At 69.4% G+C, this 22,253-nt stretch carries 21 protein-coding genes; 13 read left to right on the top strand and 8 right to left on the bottom strand.

Annotation, left to right across the window (positions count from 1 at the left end):
• Positions 1 to 54 precede the first annotated feature (54 nt).
• From ACH46_RS20015 to ACH46_RS19980, 8 genes are all read right to left on the bottom strand, one after another.
• Entirely contained in the window at positions 55 to 1,707 is a 1,653-nt protein-coding gene (locus ACH46_RS20015; RefSeq protein WP_062394582.1) for an ABC transporter permease, read from the bottom strand.
• Positions 1,704 to 2,642 (bottom strand): ABC transporter ATP-binding protein, encoded by a 939-nt coding sequence (locus ACH46_RS20010; RefSeq protein ID WP_062394581.1) that lies wholly within the window; start codon positions 2,640 to 2,642, stop codon positions 1,704 to 1,706. Before ACH46_RS20010 ends, ACH46_RS20015 begins: the two co-directional genes overlap by 4 nt.
• Before the next feature lie 61 nt (positions 2,643 to 2,703).
• Positions 2,704 to 3,342 (bottom strand): TetR/AcrR family transcriptional regulator, encoded by a 639-nt coding sequence (locus ACH46_RS20005; RefSeq protein ID WP_062394579.1) that lies wholly within the window; start codon positions 3,340 to 3,342, stop codon positions 2,704 to 2,706.
• A 31-nt stretch (positions 3,343 to 3,373) separates the two neighbouring features.
• Entirely contained in the window at positions 3,374 to 4,735 is a 1,362-nt protein-coding gene (locus tag ACH46_RS20000) for an MFS transporter (RefSeq protein WP_062394578.1), read from the bottom strand.
• Positions 4,732 to 5,598 carry an HTD2 family dehydratase gene (locus ACH46_RS19995; RefSeq protein WP_062394576.1) on the bottom strand — a complete coding sequence of 289 codons (867 nt, stop codon included), beginning with the start codon at positions 5,596 to 5,598 and terminating at the stop codon, positions 4,732 to 4,734. The genes ACH46_RS20000 and ACH46_RS19995 overlap by 4 nt, the downstream gene beginning before the upstream one ends.
• Positions 5,595 to 6,338, bottom strand: coding sequence for a 3-oxoacyl-ACP reductase FabG (fabG, locus tag ACH46_RS19990; RefSeq protein ID WP_062394574.1), 744 nt, complete (start codon positions 6,336 to 6,338; stop codon positions 5,595 to 5,597). Before fabG ends, ACH46_RS19995 begins: the two co-directional genes overlap by 4 nt.
• A gap of 38 nt (positions 6,339 to 6,376) precedes the next feature.
• Positions 6,377 to 7,204, bottom strand: a complete 828-nt coding sequence (locus ACH46_RS19985) for an HpcH/HpaI aldolase/citrate lyase family protein (RefSeq protein ID WP_062394573.1) — start codon at positions 7,202 to 7,204, stop codon at positions 6,377 to 6,379.
• Positions 7,201 to 8,376 carry an acyl-CoA dehydrogenase family protein gene (locus tag ACH46_RS19980; RefSeq protein WP_062394571.1) on the bottom strand — a complete coding sequence of 392 codons (1,176 nt, stop codon included), beginning with the start codon at positions 8,374 to 8,376 and terminating at the stop codon, positions 7,201 to 7,203. The genes ACH46_RS19985 and ACH46_RS19980 overlap by 4 nt, the downstream gene beginning before the upstream one ends.
• 144 nt (positions 8,377 to 8,520) lie before the next feature.
• Between ACH46_RS19980 and ACH46_RS19975 the strand changes: the two genes are divergently transcribed.
• From ACH46_RS19975 to ACH46_RS19915, 13 genes are all read left to right on the top strand, one after another.
• Positions 8,521 to 9,684, top strand: coding sequence for an acyl-CoA dehydrogenase family protein (locus tag ACH46_RS19975; protein ID WP_062394569.1), 1,164 nt, complete (start codon positions 8,521 to 8,523; stop codon positions 9,682 to 9,684).
• A 39-nt stretch (positions 9,685 to 9,723) separates the two neighbouring features.
• The gene (locus ACH46_RS19970) at positions 9,724 to 10,941 is read left to right on the top strand and encodes a CoA transferase (RefSeq protein ID WP_062394567.1); all 1,218 of its coding nucleotides are present in this window, start codon (positions 9,724 to 9,726) and stop codon (positions 10,939 to 10,941) included.
• Positions 10,942 to 11,187: 246 nt separating this feature from the next.
• Complete coding sequence (locus ACH46_RS19965) at positions 11,188 to 12,567, top strand: MFS transporter (RefSeq protein ID WP_062394566.1); 1,380 nt, start codon at positions 11,188 to 11,190, stop codon at positions 12,565 to 12,567.
• Positions 12,564 to 14,057, top strand: a complete 1,494-nt coding sequence (locus ACH46_RS19960) for an aldehyde dehydrogenase (RefSeq protein WP_062394564.1) — start codon at positions 12,564 to 12,566, stop codon at positions 14,055 to 14,057. Before ACH46_RS19965 ends, ACH46_RS19960 begins: the two co-directional genes overlap by 4 nt.
• Before the next feature lie 165 nt (positions 14,058 to 14,222).
• Positions 14,223 to 15,158, top strand: a complete 936-nt coding sequence (locus ACH46_RS19955) for a VOC family protein (protein ID WP_062394562.1) — start codon at positions 14,223 to 14,225, stop codon at positions 15,156 to 15,158.
• Positions 15,155 to 15,949, top strand: coding sequence for an alpha/beta fold hydrolase (locus ACH46_RS19950; RefSeq protein ID WP_062394560.1), 795 nt, complete (start codon positions 15,155 to 15,157; stop codon positions 15,947 to 15,949). Before ACH46_RS19955 ends, ACH46_RS19950 begins: the two co-directional genes overlap by 4 nt.
• A gap of 53 nt (positions 15,950 to 16,002) precedes the next feature.
• The gene (locus tag ACH46_RS19945; RefSeq protein ID WP_062394558.1) at positions 16,003 to 16,503 is read left to right on the top strand and encodes a cupin domain-containing protein; all 501 of its coding nucleotides are present in this window, start codon (positions 16,003 to 16,005) and stop codon (positions 16,501 to 16,503) included.
• A 6-nt stretch (positions 16,504 to 16,509) separates the two neighbouring features.
• Positions 16,510 to 17,277 carry a 3-oxoacyl-ACP reductase family protein gene (locus ACH46_RS19940; RefSeq protein WP_062394557.1) on the top strand — a complete coding sequence of 256 codons (768 nt, stop codon included), beginning with the start codon at positions 16,510 to 16,512 and terminating at the stop codon, positions 17,275 to 17,277.
• Positions 17,278 to 17,301: 24 nt separating this feature from the next.
• On the top strand, positions 17,302 to 18,087 hold the full coding sequence (locus ACH46_RS19935; protein WP_062394555.1) for an SDR family oxidoreductase: 786 nt from the start codon (positions 17,302 to 17,304) through the stop codon (positions 18,085 to 18,087).
• 66 nt (positions 18,088 to 18,153) lie between these two features.
• Positions 18,154 to 19,794, top strand: a complete 1,641-nt coding sequence (locus ACH46_RS19930; RefSeq protein ID WP_062394554.1) for a thiamine pyrophosphate-binding protein — start codon at positions 18,154 to 18,156, stop codon at positions 19,792 to 19,794.
• A 115-nt stretch (positions 19,795 to 19,909) separates the two neighbouring features.
• Positions 19,910 to 20,893 (top strand): PDR/VanB family oxidoreductase, encoded by a 984-nt coding sequence (locus ACH46_RS19925; protein WP_062394549.1) that lies wholly within the window; start codon positions 19,910 to 19,912, stop codon positions 20,891 to 20,893.
• An 11-nt stretch (positions 20,894 to 20,904) separates the two neighbouring features.
• Positions 20,905 to 21,123, top strand: coding sequence for a recombinase-like helix-turn-helix domain-containing protein (locus ACH46_RS19920; RefSeq protein ID WP_062394547.1), 219 nt, complete (start codon positions 20,905 to 20,907; stop codon positions 21,121 to 21,123).
• A complete protein-coding gene (locus tag ACH46_RS19915; RefSeq protein ID WP_062394545.1) occupies positions 21,123 to 22,154 on the top strand; it encodes an aromatic ring-hydroxylating oxygenase subunit alpha in 1,032 nt (343 codons plus the stop codon). The genes ACH46_RS19920 and ACH46_RS19915 overlap by 1 nt, the downstream gene beginning before the upstream one ends.
• Positions 22,155 to 22,253 lie beyond the last annotated feature (99 nt).

Genomic DNA, 22,253 nt, shown 5'->3' with positions numbered 1-22,253 from the left:
CGGAATCCCACTGGTCGGTGATCGGATGTCCCGAAGTCGATGGTGAATCGCTGCTCAGCCGCTGATGTCCCGGGACCGGAATCCCGCGACACCGATGGCGGCGAGCGCCGCGGCGACCGCGACCAACACCAGCACGTTGGGCCATTCGACGGTCCCGACGTCGGACGGCACCCAGTGCAACGGTGACACCGCCTGCAGCCACGTGGGCAGTTTCAGGATCGGCCCGAACATCCCGACGACGAACACGTAGGCGACGAGCAGCCACGCGGCACCCATCGCCCGCGGGGCCCAGCCGAACAGCGCCACCGCCAGTCCGAGGAACACCAGCACCGCGGGCAGGTACGAGACGAGCAGCGCCAGGTAGCCGCCGAGGCCGGGATCTGAGACGCCGACCGAGAGGCCGCCGAGCCGCAGCGCGAGCAGCGAGACCACCAGCAGCACGACCGTCCCGCCCGCGGCCACCGTGCCCTGCGCACCGAGCCATCGAGTCCGCGAGACCGGGGTCGCCAGCACCACTTCGAGACGACCGGTGCTCTCCTCCACGCGCGAGCGCTGTGCCATTGCGATCGCATAGGCGGCCGCGCAGATCGCGAGGAACAGCGTCATGGTCCCGACGAACGCCGAGGTGAAGGCGGCGGGGTCGTCGCCGAACAGGGCGCCGAAGGCGGGGTTGTCGCGGACCAGGCCGGAGACCATGTCGTCGATGGTGCTCATCAGGGTGCCGGTGCCGAACCACATCAGCGCCAGGCCGAGCGTGGTCCAGAACAGGGCACCGCGCTGCTGCAGCCATGCGAGCGCGAGCGGCGACCGCAGACTCGCCGCCGCCTCCGGTCTGCCGGGCCGGGCGTGGACGAGGCCTGCGCCGAAGTCGCGCCGCGCCGACAGCACCGATGCCAGTACCAGCGCGACCGCCGTCGCGACCACCGACAGCAGCATCGGCCACCACCGCAGATCGACGAACGCACGCGACTGCTGCGCCCAGGCGATCGGTGAGAACCACGACAGGGCGGACCCGCCGATCTGGCGTACGTTGCCCGCCGCCTGCACGATGAACGCGGCGCCGAACAGTCCGAGCGAGATGCCCGTCGCCGTGCGCGCGTGCTCGCTGATCTGCCCGGCGACCAGCGCCACCGCACCGAACACCAGGCCCACCGCGCACGCGCCGAGCGTCATGGCGAGCGAGTCGGCGAGTGAGGCGTCCTTGCCGACCGCGGCCATCGCGAGCCCGGATACGACGCCGATCACGAGCAGGTGCGCGGCGAGCGTGAGCATGGTGGCGACCGCGGTCGCATGCTTGCCGACGACGCTGGCTCGCACCAGCTCGGCCAGGCCCGACTCCTCCTCGGCGCGCGTGTGCCGCACCACGTGGAAGATGCTCATCAGGGCGAGAGCGAGCACCAGGTAGACGGTGCCCTCGTTGGCGACGGCGACCGGCCCGGTGTAATTGTCTAGCCCGAATCCGGGGCCGCCCATGATGATTCCGGTCGGTGTGCGCATCACGGCGGCGCGGCCCTGCAGCGCGGCGGCATCGAAGACCGTGGTCAGCGCGAACATGAAGTAGACGAGGAACAGTGTGACCGAGGCGAGCCACACCGTCATGCGGACGCGGTCGCGCCGCAGGATGTGGCGACACAGAGTCGCTGTTCCGGCGAGGGACGACCCGCGCGCCGGGGTGACGGCGCGCGATTGAGCGAGGACGGCCGTCATGACCGCTGCCCCGCCGTGACGGTGTCGGCCTCGGGCGACGCCGAGTCCCCGTAGTGCCGCAGGAACAGGTCTTCCAGCGACGGAGGCGTCACCTGCAGCGACCGCACGCCGTGCGCGGTGAGGGGCGCCAGGACCTGGCCGACGGCGCTGTCGTCGACGTCGAACGTGACACGCAGTCCGTCCGCGGAGGGCTCCGCGACGAGGTCGTGGACGCCCGGTGCCCGGCGGATCGCGTCGACGTCGGTGGCGGTCACGACCGCCTGCACCCGAGACCGGGTGAGGTGACGCAGCTCGGCGAGCGTTCCGCTCTCGACAGTGGCGCCCGCACGGATGATGGTCACGGCGTCGCAGACCTTCTCCACCTCGGACAGGATGTGACTGCTCAGCAGGATGGCCTTGCCCTGCGCCCGGAGCTCTTCGAGATACCCGGTGAACACCGTCTCCATCAGGGGATCGAGGCCGCTGGTCGGCTCGTCGAAGATGAACAGCTCGGCGTCGGAGGCGAGTGCGGCGACCAGCGCGACCTTCTGCCGATTGCCCTTGGAGTAGGTGCGCGACTTCTTAGTCGGGTCCAGCTCGAAGCGTTCGAGCAGTTCTGCGCGTCGGGCCGGGTTCGGGGTGCCACGCAGCCGTGACAGGTAGTCGATGCATTCGCCGCCGGTCAGGTTGGGCCACAGGGTCACGTCGCCGGGGACGTAGGCGAGGCGACGGTGAAGGGCGACGGCGTCGGACCACGGATCGCCGTCGAAGACGCGGACCTCGCCGGCGTCGGCGCGCAGGAGTCCGAGAAGGACGCGGATGGTGGTGGACTTGCCCGCGCCGTTTGGGCCGAGGAAGCCGCGGACCTCACCGCTCGCGACGGTGAGGTCGAGCCGGTCGAGGGCGGTGAAGCTGCCGAACTTCTTCACCAGACCGTGGATGTCGATGATGTTCATGGCGGAGTCCTTGCTGGGTGGGAGTTCCTTGGATGGGATGTGGATTCGGGGACGGGTCGGGTCAGCCCGGCGGCCCGTCGAAGAGTCGGAGGTAGTCGTCGAGGACGTCGGGAGTCGTGAAGAGTCCCTGGGTGTAGAGCTCGATCATCGGAACGGCCGTCTCGCGTTGCATGCGGCGGAAGGCGTCGGCGAGGTCGGCTCCGTCGGCGCGGCCGTCCATCAGGAGGGTGAGGACCAGCGAGCCGAGCGAGCTGGTGACGAGGTAGCGGACGCGGGCGCGCTCGTCGCGGCTGGGCTTCGCCAGCCCCTTCTCCACGGCGTGGTCCATGTAGGTCTCCGCGTCGGCGATCATGCCTTCGACGAATTGACGGCCGACGTCGCCGCCGGCGAGGACGGACTGCATGATGTACGCGATCATCGGCAGCTGCTCGTCGTCGTCGACGATCGCGGTGAGGAACTGCCCCCGAGCGGCGGCGTCGATGTTCTCCGACTTCACGATCCGGATCCACTCGCGGACGAAGGCGTCGCACGCGGCGTGCAGGCCGTCCTTGGATCCGAACCGTTTGATGATCAGCGCCGCGCTGACGCCCGCGTCGGCGGCGATGCCGCGCAACGGGGCGCCGAAGCCCTGCCGACCGAAGCTGTCGACCGCCGAGACGACGATCGGATCGGTGTGCGTAAACAGCTGTTCACGACCCATGGTTTCAGTGTGAACGCGTGTTCACGATTGGTCAAGTGCGGCGGATGCTGCTCCGCAGCACGTTCACGATCAGCGCGACGCACACGACCGTCCCGCCGACGGCGGCCACGCCGAGGGAGATGTCGATGCCTTCGGGGCCGGGGTGGGCGGCGAGGATGGCTCCGACGATCGCGCTGCCCGCGGCACCACCGACGGTGCGGAGGACCTGGTTGAAGCTGACGGCACTGCCGACCTCGGAGATCGCGACGTTCCGGGTGATCAGGGTCGGCATCGCGGCGTAGGCGGCGCCCATGCCGAGGCCGAAGAGCGCCATCGCCAGCAGGATCTCCCAGAGGGTGTCGTTGGTGAGCCACAGCATCACGGCCGACACCGCCATCACGGTGGAGCCGACGGGCAACATCGTCGCGGTCAGCGAGGGGTTCAGCCTGCGGACGAAGCGGTTGGCGGCGAGGCTGCCCGCTGAGAGCGGCAGCATCACGAAGCCCGCCCAGAACAGCGGCAGCGCGATGCCGTAGCCGGTGTCGCGGCTCGCCTGCGCGATGATGCTGGCGATCGACAGGCTCATGTACAGGGTGGCGCCGAGGCCGATCGCCGTGGCGTTGGCGAGCAGGACATCGGACGACTGCCGGATCACGTGCAGGTTGATGAGCGGATGGCTGCTCCGGAGCTCGTACAGGGCCCAGGCGACCAGTGCGATCACCGCGAGGACGCCGGTGCTGATGGTCGCCGCCGACGCCCAGCCCCACGACGGTCCCTGGCTGATCGCGGTCAACAGCGCGGCGAGTCCCACGCTGAGCAGGGTGGCACCGACGACGTCGAACTTCAGGGTGGAGCGGGCCTCGAGGTTGGTGGGCACGCGTAGCCAGACGACGGCGATCGCGGTGGCGACGAAAGCGGCCGCGAACCAGAAGGCGGCGCGGAAGTCGGTGAGACTGGCGATGACGCCGGTCAGCGGATAACCGATGCCGAGGCCGGTCGCGACGGTGACCGACAGGCTCGAGATGGCGGGGTCGATCACCGGTTTGGGGAGATGGCGCCGGGCGAGCACGATGGTCATCGGCACGATGCCGTAGGACAGGCCCTGCAGTGCGCGGCCGATCAGGAAGATCCCGAAGTTCGGCGCCAGCGCGGCCACCACCGAGCCGACGAGGATCACGCTCAGTGAGATCAACAGCAGCCGCCGGGTGCCGCGGCCGTCGCTGAGGCGTCCCATGATCGGTGTCGCGACGGCGCCGACCATGAGGTTGATGGTCAGCATCCATTGCGCGGCGCCGACGCCGACGTGCAGTTCGCGGGAGATCGACGGCACCAGCAGCATGCCGAGCGAGCTGACCACCGACGTGGTCAGCGCCGCGTAGATGAGAGCCGGAGTGAGCCGGTGGCCGGTGCTCACGGGGCGACGACCAACTCCACGGCGGTGTGGGCGTCGCCGGCCGCACCGATGAGTGCGACGTGCGCGCCGTCGTCGGACGGGGTGTAGACCAGCTGCGCGGGGTCGCCGCAGAACAGCGGCTTCATGTTCCGATGCGTCAGCGAGGCGATGCGCGTGCCGTCGGCTCGGAGTCGGTGGGTCTCGGCGAGGGACATCGTCATCAGCGGTCCGTGGACCACGAGGCCGGGATAGCCCTCGATGCGGGTGGCGTACGGCCAGTCGTAGTGGATGCGATGCGCGTTGGCCGTCGCTGCGGAGAACCGCATCAGGAGCGTGGGGTCGGTGCGGAAGTCCCAGCGGTCGTCGCCCGCGGTCTGCAGCGGCGGACCGACCGGAACGAACGCGGCCGCCGGTTCCGGATCGGCGGGCGGGCCGCTCGCGGCGGGCGCCGCCTCCCGGTAGATCAGGTTCTGCTTCTCGACGACGGCAGCCGACCCGTCGGGTGCGAACAGCGTCGTCGCCACGACCACCACGATCAGCGTGCCGCTGCGCCCGTGCTTCTCGGTCACCGACTCCACCTGCGAGTCGCGGCGGACGGTGTCGCCGACGCGGACTGTCCCCGGGAACGCCACCGAGCCGCCCGCGAACATGCGGCGAGGCAGGTCGATCGGCGGCAGGAACGATCCGCGCCGCGGATGCCCGTCGACGCCGAGCTCACTCGACGCGGCCCACTCGGGCAGTGCCGCCCAGTGCCACAGAGGCGGCAGCGGGTCGCCGGCCTCCGGGGCGGGCAGGCCGTCGTCGAAGAGCTGTGCCAGTGCGCGGACCCGTCCCGCGTCGACGACCTCGTCGGTGGTGACGGTGTGCGGCTGCCAGTCGGTCACATCAATCGTCCGCCGGTCACTTCGAGCACGGTGCCGGTCATGTACGACGACAGGTCGGACGCCAGGAAGGTGGCGACGGAGGCGATCTCGCTCGGCTCGCCTGCGCGGCCCATCGGGATCTCCGACATCTTCTGGTCCCAGATCCGTTCCGGCATCGCCTCGGTCATCGCGGTGCGGATGAGACCGGGCTGGATGCAGTTGACGCGCACCCCGAGGTGGGCGAGTTCCTTCGCGGCGGCCTTCGACAGGCCGACGATGCCCGCCTTGGCCGCGGAGTAGTTGGTCTGGCCGACGAACCCGACCTTGCCCGAGATGGACGACAGGTTCACGATGGCGCCGCTGCCGCGCTCGCGCATGTGCGCCGCGGCGGTGCGGGTGCCGAGCCAGGTACCCTTCAGGTGCACGTCGATGACCTGGTCGAACTGCTCCTCGGTCATCTTCCGCATGGTCGCGTCCCGGGTGATGCCCGCGTTGTTGACCATCACGTCGACGACGCCGAAGGCTTCGACGGCACCGTCGATGAGGGCCTGCACGTCGTCGGCGGACGTCACGTTGCAGACGATGCCGCGGGCGACGTCGTCGTCGCCGAGGTCCTGTGCGGCCTGGGCGACCTGCTCGGCGTTCATGTCGCCGAGCACCACGCGGGCGCCCTCCGCGAGGAAGCGCTCCGCGATCGCGTAGCCGATGCCCTGGGCGCCGCCGGTGATGACGGCGGTCTTACCGGCGAGAAGTCCGGTCATGGTGTGTGCTCCTTGCTGAATAGGTGTGTTCGGGTGCGCTACTGCGCGCGTTGCAGGATCCGCTCGGCGCGGTCGTAGACGGGCTTGTCGACCATCTGGCCGTCGACCACGGCGACGCCGCCGGTGGTCTCCTCCTCCTCGGTGACCGCGTCGAGGATCCGGTGCGCCCACGCGACCTCGTCCTCGGTGGGTGCGAACGCCGCGATGGTGGGGGCGAGCTGCTTCGGGTGGATGCACAGCTTGCCCGCGAAGCCCATCCGGCGGGCGTAGCCCGCGTCGGCGGAGATCCGGTCGGGGTCGTCGACCGCGGCGGTGACGCCGTCGAGCGGGCCGACCAGTCCGGCGGCCGCCGACGCGAGGACCAGCGCACCGCGGCTCGCGGCCATGGCCTCGTGATCGGTGGGGTCGACGCCCAACTGGGCGGCGAGGTCGAAGGTGCCGACGGCCAGGCGGACGACGCCCGGCACGGCGGCGATCGCCGCGGCGTTGAGGATGCCCCGCGCGGTCTCGATGAGGGCGATGACACCGGAGCCGGAGATCTCGGCCACCTGCTGCACCACGTCGGGTGATTCAGCCTTGGCCAGCATGATCGTGGCACCGAGACCGGCGATGGCGTCGACGTCGCCCGCGAAGTGGCCGGTGTCGGCGGCGTTGATCCGCACGGCGCACTGGTGACCGGTGGCGACCCATTCGGTCACGTTGCCGCGGGCGGCGACCTTGTTGTCGTGCGCGACGGCGTCTTCCAGGTCGATGATGACGAGGTCGGCGCCCGCGGCCGCCGCCTTCTCGAAGCGCTCGGGTCGATCGCCGGGGACGAACAGCACGGTGGTGGCGGTCCGGGCGAGGTCGGTGGAGGTCGGAGTCATGATTTGGTGGCGTCCTTCTTCGCTTGCTTCACGAGTCCCCCGCCGATGATGAGGCGTTGGATCTCGCTGGTTCCCTCGTACAGGCGTAGCAGACGGACGTCCCGGTAGATGCGTTCCACGGGAGTCTCGCGCATATAGCCGCTTCCGCCGTGCACCTGGACGGCCTTGTCGGCCACCTGCCCGACCATCTCGGTGCAGAACAGCTTCGCGACGGACGGCGCGATGCGACGGTCCTCCTCGGACACCCACTTGGCGGCGGCGTCGCGCGCCAGAGCCCGGCCGGCCATGACGCCGGTCTGCATGTCGGCGAGGTGTGCCTGCACCAACTGGAAGTCGCCGATCGGGGTGCCGCCCTGGGTGGCGACGGCCGCGTGCCGCAGCGATTCGTCGAGCGCGCGCTGCGCCGATCCGACGGCGAGGCCCGAGATGTGGACGCGGCCGCGGGCCAGGGAGATCATCGCCGCCCGGTACCCGACGTCCTCGGAGCCGCCGACCAGGGCCGACGCCGGGACGCGGACGCCGTCGAAGTGGACGTCGGCCGTCCACGACCCCTGCTGGCCCATCTTCTGATCGTGTTCGGCGACGGACACGCCTTCGGCGTCGGCGGGCACGAGGAACACCGCGATGCCCGCGCCGTTCTCGTCGGCCGGTCGGGTGCGGGCGAAGGTGACGAACAGGTTCGCCGTCGGCGCGTTGGTGATGAAGCACTTGGAGCCGTCGATGATCCAGTCGCCGTTCTCCTGGCGGACGGCCTTGGTCCGCAGGCCCGCCGGGTTGGATCCGGCGCCGGGTTCGGTGAGTGCGAACGATGCGACGACGTCGCCCGACGCGATGCCCTCCAGCCAGCGGGTCTTCTGCTCGTCGGTGCCGAAGTTGACCAGCACCTGACCGGCGATGCCGTTGTTGGTGCCGAACATCGAGCGCAGCGAGAGCGTGGTGTAGCCGAGTTCCATCGCGAGCTCGACGTCCTGCGCGAGGTCGAGGCCGAGGCCGCCCCACTCCTGCGGAATCGCGAAGCCGAACAGGCCCATGTCCTTGCACGCCTGGCGGAGGTCGTCGGGGATCGCGTCGTTGTCGGCGATCTCGCGTTCGCGAGGGATGACGCGCGTCGCGATGAACTCGCGGACCGAGTCGAGGATGTGGGCGAAATCTTCGGGGCTGACTTGTGACATGGCGACCTTCCGGCTAAGAATTTCTATTAACCTGTTAGAAAATGGACTGTATACGAGTCGCACCGAACTCGGCAACAGTCGCCCACCAGCAGGAATGCCGCGACTGAGCATGTCACGCGGTCACACACAGAAAGGCGCACGCACATGTCATTGACCAAGGATGAGGAACAGATGGTCGCGCTGGTCCGCGACTTCATCGACCAGCGCGTCGCGTCGCGGGTGCGGGAGTTCGAGGCGGACGACGTCTACCCGGAGGAGTTCATCGAGCAGATGAAGGAGCTCGGCTTCTTCGGTCTGCTGGTACCCGCTGAGCACGGCGGCGTGGACGTCAGCATGGAGTGCTTCGCCCGCGTCTGCGAGGAGCTGGCGCGCGGATGGATGAGCCTGGCCGGCTCGATCGGCGGCCACTCGGTGATCACGTACCTGATCAAGACCTTCGGCACCGACGAGCAGAAGAGCAAGTACCTGCCCGCCATGGCCGACGGCCGGATCCGGGCGACGATGGCGCTCACCGAGCCCAGCGGCGGCAGCGACCTGCAGGGCATGCGGACGCACGCCGATCCCGTCCCCGGCGAGAACGGCACTGCCGGGTACGTGATCAACGGTTCCAAGACGTGGATCTCGAACGCCTCGCATTCCGGGCTGATCGGCCTGCTGTGCCTGACCGACCGTGCTGCGTCGCCCGCGCACACCGGCATGAGCGTGATCCTGGTGGAGCCGGGGGAGGGCTTCACGGTCTCCAAGAAGCTGCCCAAGCTGGGTTACCGCGGCGTCGAGGCGTGCGAGCTGGTCTTCGAGGACATGCGCGTCCCGGCCGACGCGGTCCTCGGCGGTGAGCCGAACAAGGGGTGGGGACACATGATGCGCGGCCTGGAGGTCGGGCGCGTGCAGGTCGCCTCCCGCGCACTCGGCGTCGGACAGGCGTCGCTCGAAGCGGCGACCAAGTACGCGCAGGAGCGCGAGTCGTTCGGCAAGCCGATCTGGAAGCACCAGAGCGTCGGCAACCTGATCGCCGACATGGCCACCAAACAGCAGGCGGCCCGCCTGCTGACCCTCGACGCCGCGCAGAAGCTCGACCGCGGCGAGCGCGCCGACCTGGAGGCGGGCATGGCCAAGCTGTTCGCGTCGGAGACGGCCATGCAGATCGCGCTCGACGCCATCCGCGTGCACGGCGGCTACGGCTACTCCAAGGAGTACGACGTGGAGCGGTACTTCCGCGATGCGCCGCTGATGATCGTCGGCGAGGGTACGAATGAGATTCAGCGGAACGTGATCGCCGCGCAGCACATCGCCCGCAACAAGATCTGACCGGACCCCGAACCGATGAGCAGTCCCCAGAGGCCTCCCATGACCGATCCCGCACACCGTCCGCTCGCAGGCGTTCGCATCGTCGAGTTCGCCAGCTTCGTCGCCGCACCCAGCTCGGGCATGGCCCTCGCGCAGCTCGGCGCCGAGGTGATCCGCGTCGACCCGCTCGGCGGCAACGTCGACTACCGACGCTGGCCGCTGTCCGCGGAGACCGGCGCCAGCCTGTACTGGAACTCGCTGAACCGGGGGAAGCGGTCGGTGACACTCGACCTCAAGTCCGAGCGCGGCCGCGACCTCCTGCTGTCCCTCGCGACCGCGCCCGGTCCCGACGCCGGCATCGTCGTCGACAACGCCGTCGGACGGAACTGGTTCGGGTACGAGGCGCTCGTCGAGCGACGGCCCGACGTCATCGCGGTCAAAGTGGAGGGTCGTGCCGACGGCGGCGCGGCCGTCGACTACACGGTGAACGGCGACGCCGGCGTCGCGTCCATGACCGGCCCCGCCGACAGCGGCGATCCAGTCAACCACGTGCTGCCCGCCTGGGATCTGCTGTGCGGGCAGGAGGTGGTGACTGCAGTCCTCGCCGCCCTGCGACGACGCGACCGGACCGGGCAGGGGTCGCACGTGCAGATCGCCCTCGCCGACGTGGCGCAGGCGGCCGTTGCCAACCTCGGCTGGTACTCCGAGGCCGCCGAACGCGGTGCGCGCGCCCGGCACGGCAACCACATGTACGGTGCCTTCGGCGTCGACTTCGCGGCGTCCGACGGCGGCCGCGTGATGGTGGTCGTGCTGACGCCGCGGCAGTGGGCGGCGATCCGCACCGCGACGGGAACCACCGCCGTCTTCGACGCGCTCGCCGCGTCGCTGGATGCCGATCTCACGACCGACGAGGGTCGCTACGAACACCGCGAGCTGATCGAGGCCGTGCTGAAGCCGTGGTTCGCGCAGCGCACATCGGCGCAGGTCAGCGAGGAGCTCACCGCAGCCGGCGTGCTCTGGGGTCCGTATCGGACCACCGCCGACGTCGCTGCGGATTTCGCTGCACGTCCCGCCGGCCGCCCGGTCCTCGCGGCTCTCGAGCAGCCCGGGATCGGTGAGGTGATCTCCGCGCACTCGCCCGCGCGCTGGGACTCGTCGTACACGGGCACCGCCGCCGCCGTCGAACTCGGCAGCGACACGGCCGACGTGCTGTCGGAGGTGCTCGGGATCGTGGACGCCGAGCTCACGGAGCTCCGAGCGGAGGGCGTGGTCGGGTAGGGGTGCGCCCGGCGGCCGTGGTCGCGTAACCCAGCGGAGAACGCGTAGTTCGGAACTACGCGTTCTCCGCTGAACTACGCGGGCGTCGGGGGCTCGACTAGACATCGAAATGTCGTCTGAACAGGCTAAACCAAGTCTGCACCACAAAACACTCGACATGTGACCCATAAAACAGTTAAGGTCTAAACAATCAAGCAGCGAGATATTCAGCCCAGAGGCTCGTTGGCACGATTCGAAGGACACTTGATGAACACAACCCAGCAGACGCTCAGCCCCTCGGCTGACGCGATCAACGCGCGGATGGAGCGGCTCCCCATGAGCCGCTGGCACATCAAAGCGCGCGTCATCGTCGGAGCGGTGACATTCTTCGACGGCTTCGATCAGCTGATGATCGCCTACTCGTTGCCCGACCTGCCGGGGCACTGGGGAGTCCTCGGTAACTCCGCCCTGACCGGCTGGGTGATCGCGGTCGGCGGCATCGGCATGCTGCTGGGCGCCCTCGGCGGCGGCTGGCTGGCCGACCGGATCGGTCGCCTCAACGTCATCCAGCTGGCCCTCGTCATCTACGCGATCACCAGCCTGATCATGGCGTTCACCAACTCGCTCGAAGTCTTCATGAGCCTGCGCGTGGTTCAGGGCATCGGCCTCGGCGCCGAAGTCCCCGTCGCGGCCGCGTACATCGGCGAGATCGCCCGCACCCACAAGCGCGGCCGCTTCGTCCTCCTGTACGAGACCATCTTCCCGATCGGCCTGGTGGTCTCCGCCATCGTCTCCTCGTGGGTCGTCCCGCGCTGGGGCTACGAGGTCCTCTTCATGCTCGGCGCCCTGCCCGTCCTGCTGGTCCCGGCCCTGCATCACCTGCCCGAGTCGCCGCGCTGGCTGGCCGCCCGCGGTCGCCTCGACGACGCCGAGAAGTCGATGGCCCGCATCGAGGGAGAGGTGGTCGCCCGCACCGGACAGCCGCTGCCCGAGCCGCGACCGACCGATCTGATGGCGGAGGCCCCGACTCGCGCTCGCGTCCGGGAGCTCTTCGAGGGCGTCTACCTGCGTCGCACGCTGATGCTCTCGACGATCTGGCTCTGTGCGTACTTCGTCAACTACGGCATCGCCTCCTGGCTGCCGACCCTGTACAAGAACCACTTCGGCCTCAGCGTCGGAACGTCGCTGCACTACAGCATCTTCACCACGCTCGCCGGCCTGGTCGGCTGCATCATGGTCGCCTTCCTGATCGACAACCTCGGTCGACGCATCTGCATCGCCGGCGCCATGGCCCTCTGCACCGGAACCCTGGCCCTGCTCGCGGCCTTCGGAACCAACAGCGCCCTCGCGGTCCTCGGCTGGTCGGCCGCCGCCGCACTGCTCGTGTTCTCGGTCAACATGGCGCTGTACGTCTACACCGCTGAGCTGTACCCGACCCGCATGCGGGCCATGGGCGCCTCATTCGGCGGCGCCGCCGGTCGCCTCGGCATCATCATCGGCCCGCTGTCCGTCGGCTGGATCCTCGCCAACGGCACGCTGAGCTGGGTGTTCGTCGTCTTCGCGGTGGTCGCGGGCATCGGAGCGGTCACGGTCGCCCTGTTCGCGGTCGAGACCAAGGAGCGCACTCTCGAGGAGATCTCGGAATGATCCCGGCATTCACCCCCGTGCCCGATGAGGCACTCGTCGGAGGCAAGTGGCGTCAGGCGGATGGCCCGAAGACGCTGGTCCTGAACCCGGCGACCGCAACCGTCCTCCAGGAGGTCTCGCAGTGCTCGGCCGCCGACGTCGACGAAGCCGTCGCCCGCGGAGCCGAAGCCGCCGCCGACCCCGCCTGGCGAGACCTGCTCCCGCATCAGCGCGCTCGGTACCTGCACGCCATCGCCGACGCCGTCGAGGCCGGCGGCGACCGCCTCGCCGAGCTGCAGTCGTTCAACACCGGCAAGGCGCTCCGCGAGACCAAGGCCCTGGTCGCCAGTGCAATCGGCACCTTCCGCTACTTCGCGGCGGTGCTCGAGACCTCCGACGAGGCCAAGACCACCTCGCGCGGCGACTACGTCACCTGGGTCAAGCACGAGCCGATCGGCGTCGTCGGCGCCATCGCCCCGTGGAACTCGCCGGTCGCCAGCGACGCGCAGAAGATCGCCCCCGCCCTGGCGGCGGGTAACGCCGTGGTCCTCAAGCCTGCCGAGTGGACGCCGCTGGTGTCCCTCGCGCTCGCCCGCCTGATCATGGACTCCGGTCTGCCGGCAGGCCTGCTGTCGGTGCTGCCGGGCCGCGGTTCGGTGGTCGGCGACGCAATCGTCCGGCACCCGGGGATCGGCAAGGTCAGTTTCACCGGCGGCACCGAGACCGGCCGCGGCATCGCGCACATCGCCGCCGAGAAGCTGATGCCCGTGTCGCTGGAGCTGGGCGGCAAGTCGCCGACCATGGTCCTGGACGACGCCGACATCGAGCAGGCCGTCGCCGGCGTCATGTACGGCATCTTCTCCTCGTCGGGCCAGAGCTGCATCGCCGGCTCCCGCCTGTTCGTCGCCGAGTCCCTGTACGACGAGTTCCTCGAGAAGCTGGTGGCCCGCACCAAGCTGCTGACCGTGGGCAACGGGTTCGACGACGCCACCCGCGTCGGTCCGCTGGTCCACCCCAAGCACCGTGACAGCGTCGCCGCGTATGTCGACCTCGCCCGCGAAGAGGGCGGCACCGTCCTCTGCGGCGGGTCGACGCCCGACGATCCGGCCCTGGCCGACGGCTCGTACTACCTGCCGACGATCATCGACGGTCTCGACAACTCGGCGCGCGTCTGCCAGGAGGAGATCTTCGGCCCGGTGCTGGTCGCGATGCCGTTCCGTGACGAGGAGGACCTCGTCGCGAAGGCCAACGACAGCGTCTTCGGTCTCGCCTCCGGCATCTGGACCCGCGACTACCGTCGCGCGCTGCGCCTCGCCGACCGCATCCAGGCGGGCACCGTGTGGATCAACACCTACAAGGCCTTCTCCATCTCGACGCCCTTCGGCGGAGTGAAGGAGAGCGGCCTGGACACCGAGAAGGGTCGCGAGGGGATCGCGGCGTACTCGCGGACCAAGGGCATCTACCTCGGCATGTCGGATACCCCGAACCCCTGGGCGCCGAGCGCCCCGTGATGCCGGCGCCGAGCGCCCCGTGATGCCGGCGCCGAGCGCCTCGTGATGCCGGCGCCGAGCATCTGACGCCGCCGGGGGAATCCGTCGAACGAATTTCGGCAGAACTCCACAATTCAAATAGTTAAGCACTAAACTAACAACCACAAAGATTTAGGAGGAGACCCGATGAACCAGCCGATCGCGAGCCTCCGACGGCTTCGCTCAGTAGAACTCCGCACCACCGCGTGCGCCGACTCCGCCGACTTCTACACCAATGTGTGGGGACTGCGGGCCGTGGAACAGGGTGACGGTCAAGCCTGGCTCCGCGGAACCGGTCAGGAGCACCACGTGCTCCAGCTGACCGAGGCCGATCGCAACGGCCTGGGACGGATCACCTTCGCCGTGGCGACCCCCGCCGAGGTGGACGAGGCGGCCCGTCGTCTCGAGGCCCGGAACATCCCGATCCTCGCCGGCCCCGGACCGACCGGCGAGATCTCCGCCGGATACGGCGTCAGCTTCGTCGACCACGAGGGCCGCGTCATCCAGCTGCTGGCCGACGCACTCGCCGTCCCGGCACTGCGCCAGGAGGAGCCGGTGCCGGTCGGCGTGACCCACGTCGTCCTCAACACCGTCGACATCGATGCGTCCGTCGCGTTCTACAGCGACGTCCTCGGCATGCGGGTCTCCGACTGGTCCGAGCATCAGATGGCGTTCCTGCGCTGCAACTCCGACCACCACAGCATCGCCTTCAATCAGGCCGAGTGGGCGTCGGTGAACCACGTCGCCTACGAGATGCCGACCGTCGACCAGTTCATGCGCGGCATCGGCAGGCTCCGCCACAACAAGATCCTGCCGCTGTGGGGGCCCGGTCGTCACGGACCCGGCGACAACACCTTCTCGTACTTCGCCGACCCGGCGGGCCTGGTCTGCGAGTACACCTCCGGCGTCGCCCAGGTGGACGAGGACCGCTGGCTGTGCCGCGTGTGGAGGCGCGTGCCCGAACTCTCGGACACATGGGGGACCGCGGGACCGCCGTCGGCGGACGTCCGCTCACACATGGCGGGTGTGCCGGACGCCGGCGCCTTCGACCGCCACCCGGAACTGATGGGAGTCGCACGATGAACGCACCGGCCACCGGACTGAAGGTCCGCGACGAGGGAACCGGACCGGCCCTGGTGATGCTGCACGGCATCGGCGGGAGTTCGGCCACCTTCGATCCGCAGTACGACGAGCTCGGCGACCGACTGCGCCTGATCGCGTGGGACGCACCCGGGTATGGGGAGTCCGAGGACCCCGCCGCACCGCTGTCGATGGACGACTACGCCGACCGCGTCGCCGCCCTCATCGAGGAGCGCTGCGGTGCCGGCGGCGCCCACGTGCTCGGCATGTCGTGGGGCGGTGTCATCGCCACCCGCCTCGCGCTCCGCCGACCCGACCTGATCCGCGGCCTCGTGCTCGGCAGTTCGACGGTGGGCTCCGGCGCCACCGAGGCGGGGGCCGCCGCCATCCGCGAGCGCGCCGCCGAGATGGCCGCCGACCCGAAGAAGTTCGCCGCCGCGCGGGCCGCCCGCCTGGTGGGTGAGGGCGCGAGCAAGAAGGACGTCGACGCGGCCGCCGCCGCGATGCTCGCCGCGATCCGCCCGGCCGGGTACGCGAGTGCCGTCGAATCGATGGCCGCCACCGACCACACCGGCGACCTGTCGAACATCGACCTCATCACGCTGGTCATGGCCGGCGACCGCGACGAGATCACCGGTCACGAACCGGCCCAGGTCCTCGCCGGCGGCATCCCCGGCGCCGTCTACGTGATGCTCCGCGGCGCGGGGCACCTCGCCAACCGCGACACCCCGGAGACCTTCAACGCCTGGCTCGAATCGTTCATCCAGATCGCCGAGCGCCTCCGCAACCACTGACCCTTCGCCAACTCGTCAACCGAACCGAACCACAGAATCAAAGGAGTTCCGTCATGGATTACCAGACCGCCGACCTGGCCGAATACGCCGATTCGATCATCCTCACCCGCGAGAGCCGCTACGAGGACTGGGACGCCCTCGGCTTCCAGACCAAGGCGGGCGAGCAGTTCGCCCGCGCCCAGATCCGCTACGTCGGCTCCGGCGCGACCGGTGACCACTCGAACGACACCCGCACCATCAAGTCGCAGGGCTTCACGTTCTCGAACATGCTGCTCCCCGCAGGTGCCGAGGGCCCCGAGCACACCCACTTCGACTCCGAAGAGGCCTTCTTCGTTCTCGAAGGCGAGATCGAGGTGGCCGTGCACCGCGGCACCGAGATCGCCAAGCGCAAGCTCGGCTACCGCGACATGATCGTCGTCCCGGCAGGCGTCCCGCGCAGCCTCAAGAACGTCTCCGATAAGCCCGCCCTGTTCGCCGTCATCATCGGCACCGGCAAGCCGCAGGTCCCGAGCTACCCGGAGACCTCGGTGATGCACGGCATCACGCGGGACTGATCGCCCATGTCGACTCCAGAACGCAAGTCTTTGCAGGGCAGGACCGTCGTCGTCACCGGCAGCGGTCGCGGCCTCGGCCTGGCGATCGCCCGCCGCGTCGGCGAGGACGGCGCACGGGTGTGGATCACCGACATCCGTGAGGACTGGGGCCGAGCCGCCACCGAAGCACTGGTGGCCGACGGCATCGACGCCCGGTTCTGCGCACTCGACGTGCGCTCCCCGGAGTCGGTGGACGCCATGGTCGCGGCCGTCGCCGCGGACGGACCCGTCTACGGGCTCGTCAACAACGCGGCCCTGGCCGACGGTGTCGGCGGTCGTGCGGTGCACGAACTCCCGATCGAGGAATGGGACCGCGTCCTGGACGTGAACCTGCGCGGCACGTTCCTCGTCAGTCGGGCCGTGGCTCCGCACCTGATCGACGCCGGCGAGGGCCGCATCGTGACGATCGGATCCGACGCGCAGCTGTACGGCTCGGGCAAGCTGTGCCACTACATCTCGTCGAAGGGCGGGGTGTCGGCACTGACCCGCGCGATGGCCCGTGACCTCGGCGAGTACGGGATCACCGTCAACACCGTCTCGCCCGGCCTCACCGAATCGGAGTCCGCCGAGAAGGTGCCCGAGCACCGGCACGACCTGTACCGCCGCAACCGTGCGCTGGCCCGCTCCCAGCAACCGGCCGACCTGGTCGGCGCGGTGGCCTTCCTCCTCGGTGACGAGGCCTCCTACATCACGGGCCAGGAACTCGTCATCGACGGCGGATTCGTCTTCCACTAGCCCCATCACAGAGAGCAGCCCGTCATGGACCTCCACCTCTCCGGCCGCACCTACGTCGTCACCGGCGGCAGTTCGGGCGTCGGCCTGGCGACCGTCGCCGAACTGCTGGCCGAAGGCGCCAACGTCGCGACCTGTGCGCGCGATGCCGACCGGCTGGCGGCCGCGATCTCCGACGTCGCTCCCGACACGGGCGAGCGAGTCCTGGCCGTCGCGGCCGACGTGCGCAGCCGCACCGATGTGGACGCCCTGATCAGCGGGGCCGTCGATCGTTTCGGCGGGCTCGACGGCCTGGTCAACAATGCGGGCGGCTCTCGGATGGCTCCCCTGTGGGAGACCAGCATGGACGACTGGCACGACGAGTTCGACCTGAAGTTCGCCGGCGTCCTCAACACGATCGACGCAGCCCGCGAGCACCTCGGGCGGTCGGACGCGGCGTCGATCGTCAACATCAACGCGGTCCTCGCGCGGCAGCCGGAGACGCGATTGATCGCGACGTCGGCCGCCCGCGCGGGCCTGCTGAACCTGAGCAAGTCCCTGTCCTTCGAACTGGCGCCGCGCGTCCGAGTCAACTCGGTCCTGCTCGGCCTCATCGACACCGGGCAGTGGCAGCGGCGCTACGCCGCCTCCGAGGATCCGCGTCCCTTCGCCGAGTGGGAGCACGACATCGTGACCGACCGCGGCGTCGCGCTCGGCCGGTTCGGCCGCGCCGACGAGGTGGCGGGCATCGTCGCGATGCTCCTGTCGCCGCGGTCGTCGTACGTCACCGGCACCACCGTCGAGGTGGCCGGCGGCGTCTCGCGGTACGTCTGACCCCCGTCCACTGAAACCCTGCAGCCCAACCGCTTCATCAGCCCTACAGCCCCACCGGAGATTCCCATGAACCAGAAGTCACAGGCCAACGGCGGCGATCTGCTCGTCGAGGTCCTACGCGAAGCCGGTGTCGACACGGTCTTCGGCATCGTCAGCGTCCACAACCTGCCCCTCGTCGAGGCCGTCGCCAAGCACCTGCGGTTCGTCCCCGTGCGGCACGAGGCTGGCGCGGTCAACGCCGCCGACGGCTACGCGCGCGCGACCGGCGGGCTGGGCTGCGCACTGACCAGCACCGGCACCGGTGCGGGCAACGCCGCCGGATCGCTCGTCGAGTCGCTGGCCGCCGACACCTCCGTCCTGCACATCACCGGCCAGGTCCAGGTGCAGTACCTCGGTTCCGGGCGCGGCTTCATCCATGAGACCAAGGACCAGCTGGGCATGCTCGAGGCCGTCTCGGCGCACGCCGCGACGATCACCGACGCGGCGTCGGCGGGGGAGATCCTGCGCGACGGCGTCCGCCGGGCGCTGACCCCGCGCGGCGGCCCGGTCTCCATCGAATGGCCGATCGACCTGCAGTACGCCGCGCAGGACGTGTTGCCGGCGACGAACCCGCCGGCCGTCGAACTCCCGACTCCCTCCGAAACCGACCTGGACGCGATCCGCGCGGCGATCGCCGCGGCGCGTCGCCCGGTGATCTGGGCGGGCGGCGGCGCCGGGCGTGCGGGCAAGCAGCTCACCGAGCTCATCGAACGGTGGGGCGTCCCGCTGCTGACCAGCAACTCCGGTCGCGGCGCCGTCGACGAGAACCATCGCCTCTGCATCGGCAACTACGGCGCCACCCCCGGCGGTCGGGAACTGCTCGCCGACGCCGACCTGCTGGTCTCCCTCGGCACCCACTTCCGCAGCAACGAGACCGGTGACTACTCGATCCCGGTGCCCGCCCAGCACGTCCAGGTGGACCTGGACCCCGCGGCTCCCGGCCGGGTGTTCGACGCGACCGTCTCTGTGGTCGCCGACGTCGACGCCGTCCTGGGTGCGCTGCTGGCGACCGTCGAGTTCGACGGCCAGGTGGATCCGGAGTGGACCCAGCGCGCCACCGACACCCGCAACGCCGTCCGCGCCACGCAGCGTGAGGGCCTCGGCGATCACGCACTGCTGTGCGACGCGGTGCGCCGGGCGTTCCCCGCCTCGTCGCCCGTCGCGCGCGACGTGACCATCGCGTCGAGCTCGTGGGGCAACCGACTGCTGCCGTTCTCCGATCCGCGGACCAACATCTTCCCGCGCGGCGGCGGCATCGGTCAGGGCCTGGGCATGGCGATCGGCGCCGCCCTTGCCGACGAGACGCATCCGACGCTCGGCATCGCCGGCGACGGCGGCTTGGCCGTCCACCTGGGTGAACTCTTGACGGTTGCCCAGGAGAAGCCCTGGCTGGTCCTGATGGTCTTCAACGACGCAGGCTACGGCGTGCTCCGCAACATGCAGGCCGCCACCGGCCCCACCTACGCCGTCGACCTCGCGACGCCGGACTTCCAGCAGCTCAGCGCCGCGATCGGTCTCGACTACCTGCGCATCGGCAGCATCGCCGACGCCGACGAGGTGCTGGCCGCCGCCGTCGCCAAGCAGGGGCCCGTCGTGGTCGAGGTGGACCTCGCGTCGTTCGGTCCCATGCCGAAGCCGTTCACCCCGCCGGTGTCCGTGCCGAAGTAGCAGCACCAGAAAAGTGACGCAGGAAATTTTTCAGAATTCATGTGACACCGATAACAACTGAGTGCTAAACTATTAACTACTAAAGCAAATGAGTATGGCTGGGAGGGTGTGAGCGATGAGCCTCGAAGCAGGACCCGTGAACCTCGAAACCGGAACCTACGAACTGGTGGTCCGGGAGATGCGTTGGGAGGCCGACGGTGTGATCGCCGTTCGCCTCGAGGAGTCGACCGGCGCCACGCTGCCCGCGTGGCAGCCGGGCGCGCACATCGACATCCACCTCGGCAAGGGGATCGTCCGCCAGTACTCGCTGTGCGGCGACCCGACCGACCGGACGTCGTACCGCATCGCGGTGCTGCGCGACCCGTCGACCCGCGGCGGATCGAAGTACGTCCATGAGACCCTTCGGCCCGGACACCTGGTGTCGGTGAGCCTGCCTCGGAACAACTTCGAGTTCCTCGACGCCGCCAAGTACGTGTTCATCGCCGGCGGCATCGGCATCACGCCGATGCTCCCGATGATCTCGGCCGCACAGCGCTCCGGCGCCGACTGGGAGCTGCACTACGGCGGTCGCAGTCGCGACACCATGGCCTTCCTCGCCGACCTCGCCGCCTACGGCGACCACGTGTCGGTGGTCAGTGAGGACAAGGAGGGCGTCATCGACCTGAAGGCGCTCCTCGGCACTCCCCGCCCGGACACGCTGGTCTACACCTGCGGTCCCGAGGGGCTGCTGAACGCCGTCGAAGGAACCTGCGACGCGTGGGACCGCGAGGCCGTCCGCCTGGAGCGCTTCAAGCCCAAGACCCGCGCCGAGAACGAGGAGGAGCCGGCCGATTCGCCGATCTCCGTCCGCTGCGAGACCTCCGGCGTCACCGTCGAAGTGGGTCCCGACATCCCGATCCTCGACGCCCTGGAGAACGCGGGCGTCGACGTGCCGAACTCGTGCCGCGAAGGCATGTGCGGCAGCTGTGAGACCCGCGTGCTCTGCGGCATGCCCGATCACCGCGACTACGTCCTCTCCTCCGCGGAGCAGGAGTCAGGCGAAACCATGATGATCTGCGTTTCGCGAGCCAAAACAGCCGAATTAGTACTGGACCTCTAGGAGATAAAGCGATGAGTCTGTACATGGTGCCGATCCAAACGCGGACCGGCGATCCCACTCCCTACGAGCGTCAGCTCGCAACCGCCATTGAGGGGGTGTTCGGCGAGGGTGAACACAGCCTGGAAGGCCTCGTCGAGGGCCTCAACTCCGCCGGCGTCTTCGCGCCCGACGGCAAGACGTGGACCGCCGAGTCCTTCACCACCGAAATCGCACGATTGGGGGACCAGTAATGGCACGCGTCTACAAGCCGGGAGCTCTCTCGGCCGACGAGATTTTCGCAACCGGTCTCCGCGATCAGTGGCACGCCGTCTGCCCGTCGAGCTGGGTGGAGCGCGGCGCCATCCGCAAGCTCAAGCGTCTCGGTGAGGACTGGGTCCTGTACCGCCAGTCCGACGGCACCGTCCGCATGCTGGCCGACCGCTGCCCGCACCGCGGTGCTCCGCTGTCGCACGGCATGCACCTCGGCGATCGCATCGCCTGCAAGTACCACGGCGTCCAGGTCGACGGCGAGGGCACGGTCCTGTCGGTCCCCGGCATGCCCGGCTGCAATCTCGAGGGCAAGAAACTCGTCCGCGCCCTGCCGGTGCAGGAGGTCGGCGGCGCGATCCTGGCGTGGTTCGGCCTCGACACCGAGACCGAACCCACCCCTCTCGTCGTCCCCGACCCCCTCGCGGACGAAGGCGTCTCGGAGTTCCTCTGCTACACCGAATGGAAGGCCCCGTGGCGCTTCGCCGTGGAGAACCTCCTGGACCCGATGCACGGCGCGTTCCTGCACCACGAATCGCACTCGATGTTCGGCGGAGAGCAGTCGGCGCGCTTCCGCATCCGGGAGACCGACCGCGGCTTCTTCTTCGAGAAGACCAATCAGCGCGGCGTCAACTTCGACTGGGTGGAGTTCAGCCGCAGCGGTGTCGACTGGGTGGATCTGGAGATCCCGTACCCGGCCACCGCCGGCCCCGGCGGCCCGTTCGGCATCGTCGGCATGGCGACGCCGATCGACGAGGGCACCACGTCGATCTTCTTCTGGCGGTACCGCCGCGTGGTCGGCTGGGAGCGCGACGTGTGGCGCTTCCTCTACCGGACCACGCTGGAGGAGCGGCACTGGGCCGTGCTCCAACAGGACCGCGCCATGCTCGAGGGCATGGCTCCCGACGCGGACCAGGCGGAGAACCTGTACCAGCACGATCTGGGCGTGATCCGACTGCGCCGCATGTACCGTGCCCAGGCGGAGGAGCAGGCCAAGGCGCTCGCCGAGGCCTGACCCGAAGAAGGTCGCCGCATACGATCACTGCGCCCCGTCCGAGAGGACGGGGCGCAGTCGTCTGTCGTGAACCACGCAGAGATGAACCACGAAGAGATG

The organism is Gordonia phthalatica, from assembly GCF_001305675.1.
In the GTDB taxonomy this organism is placed as follows: domain Bacteria; phylum Actinomycetota; class Actinomycetes; order Mycobacteriales; family Mycobacteriaceae; genus Gordonia; species Gordonia phthalatica.
This window is presented reverse-complemented; position numbering and strand designations above follow the sequence as displayed.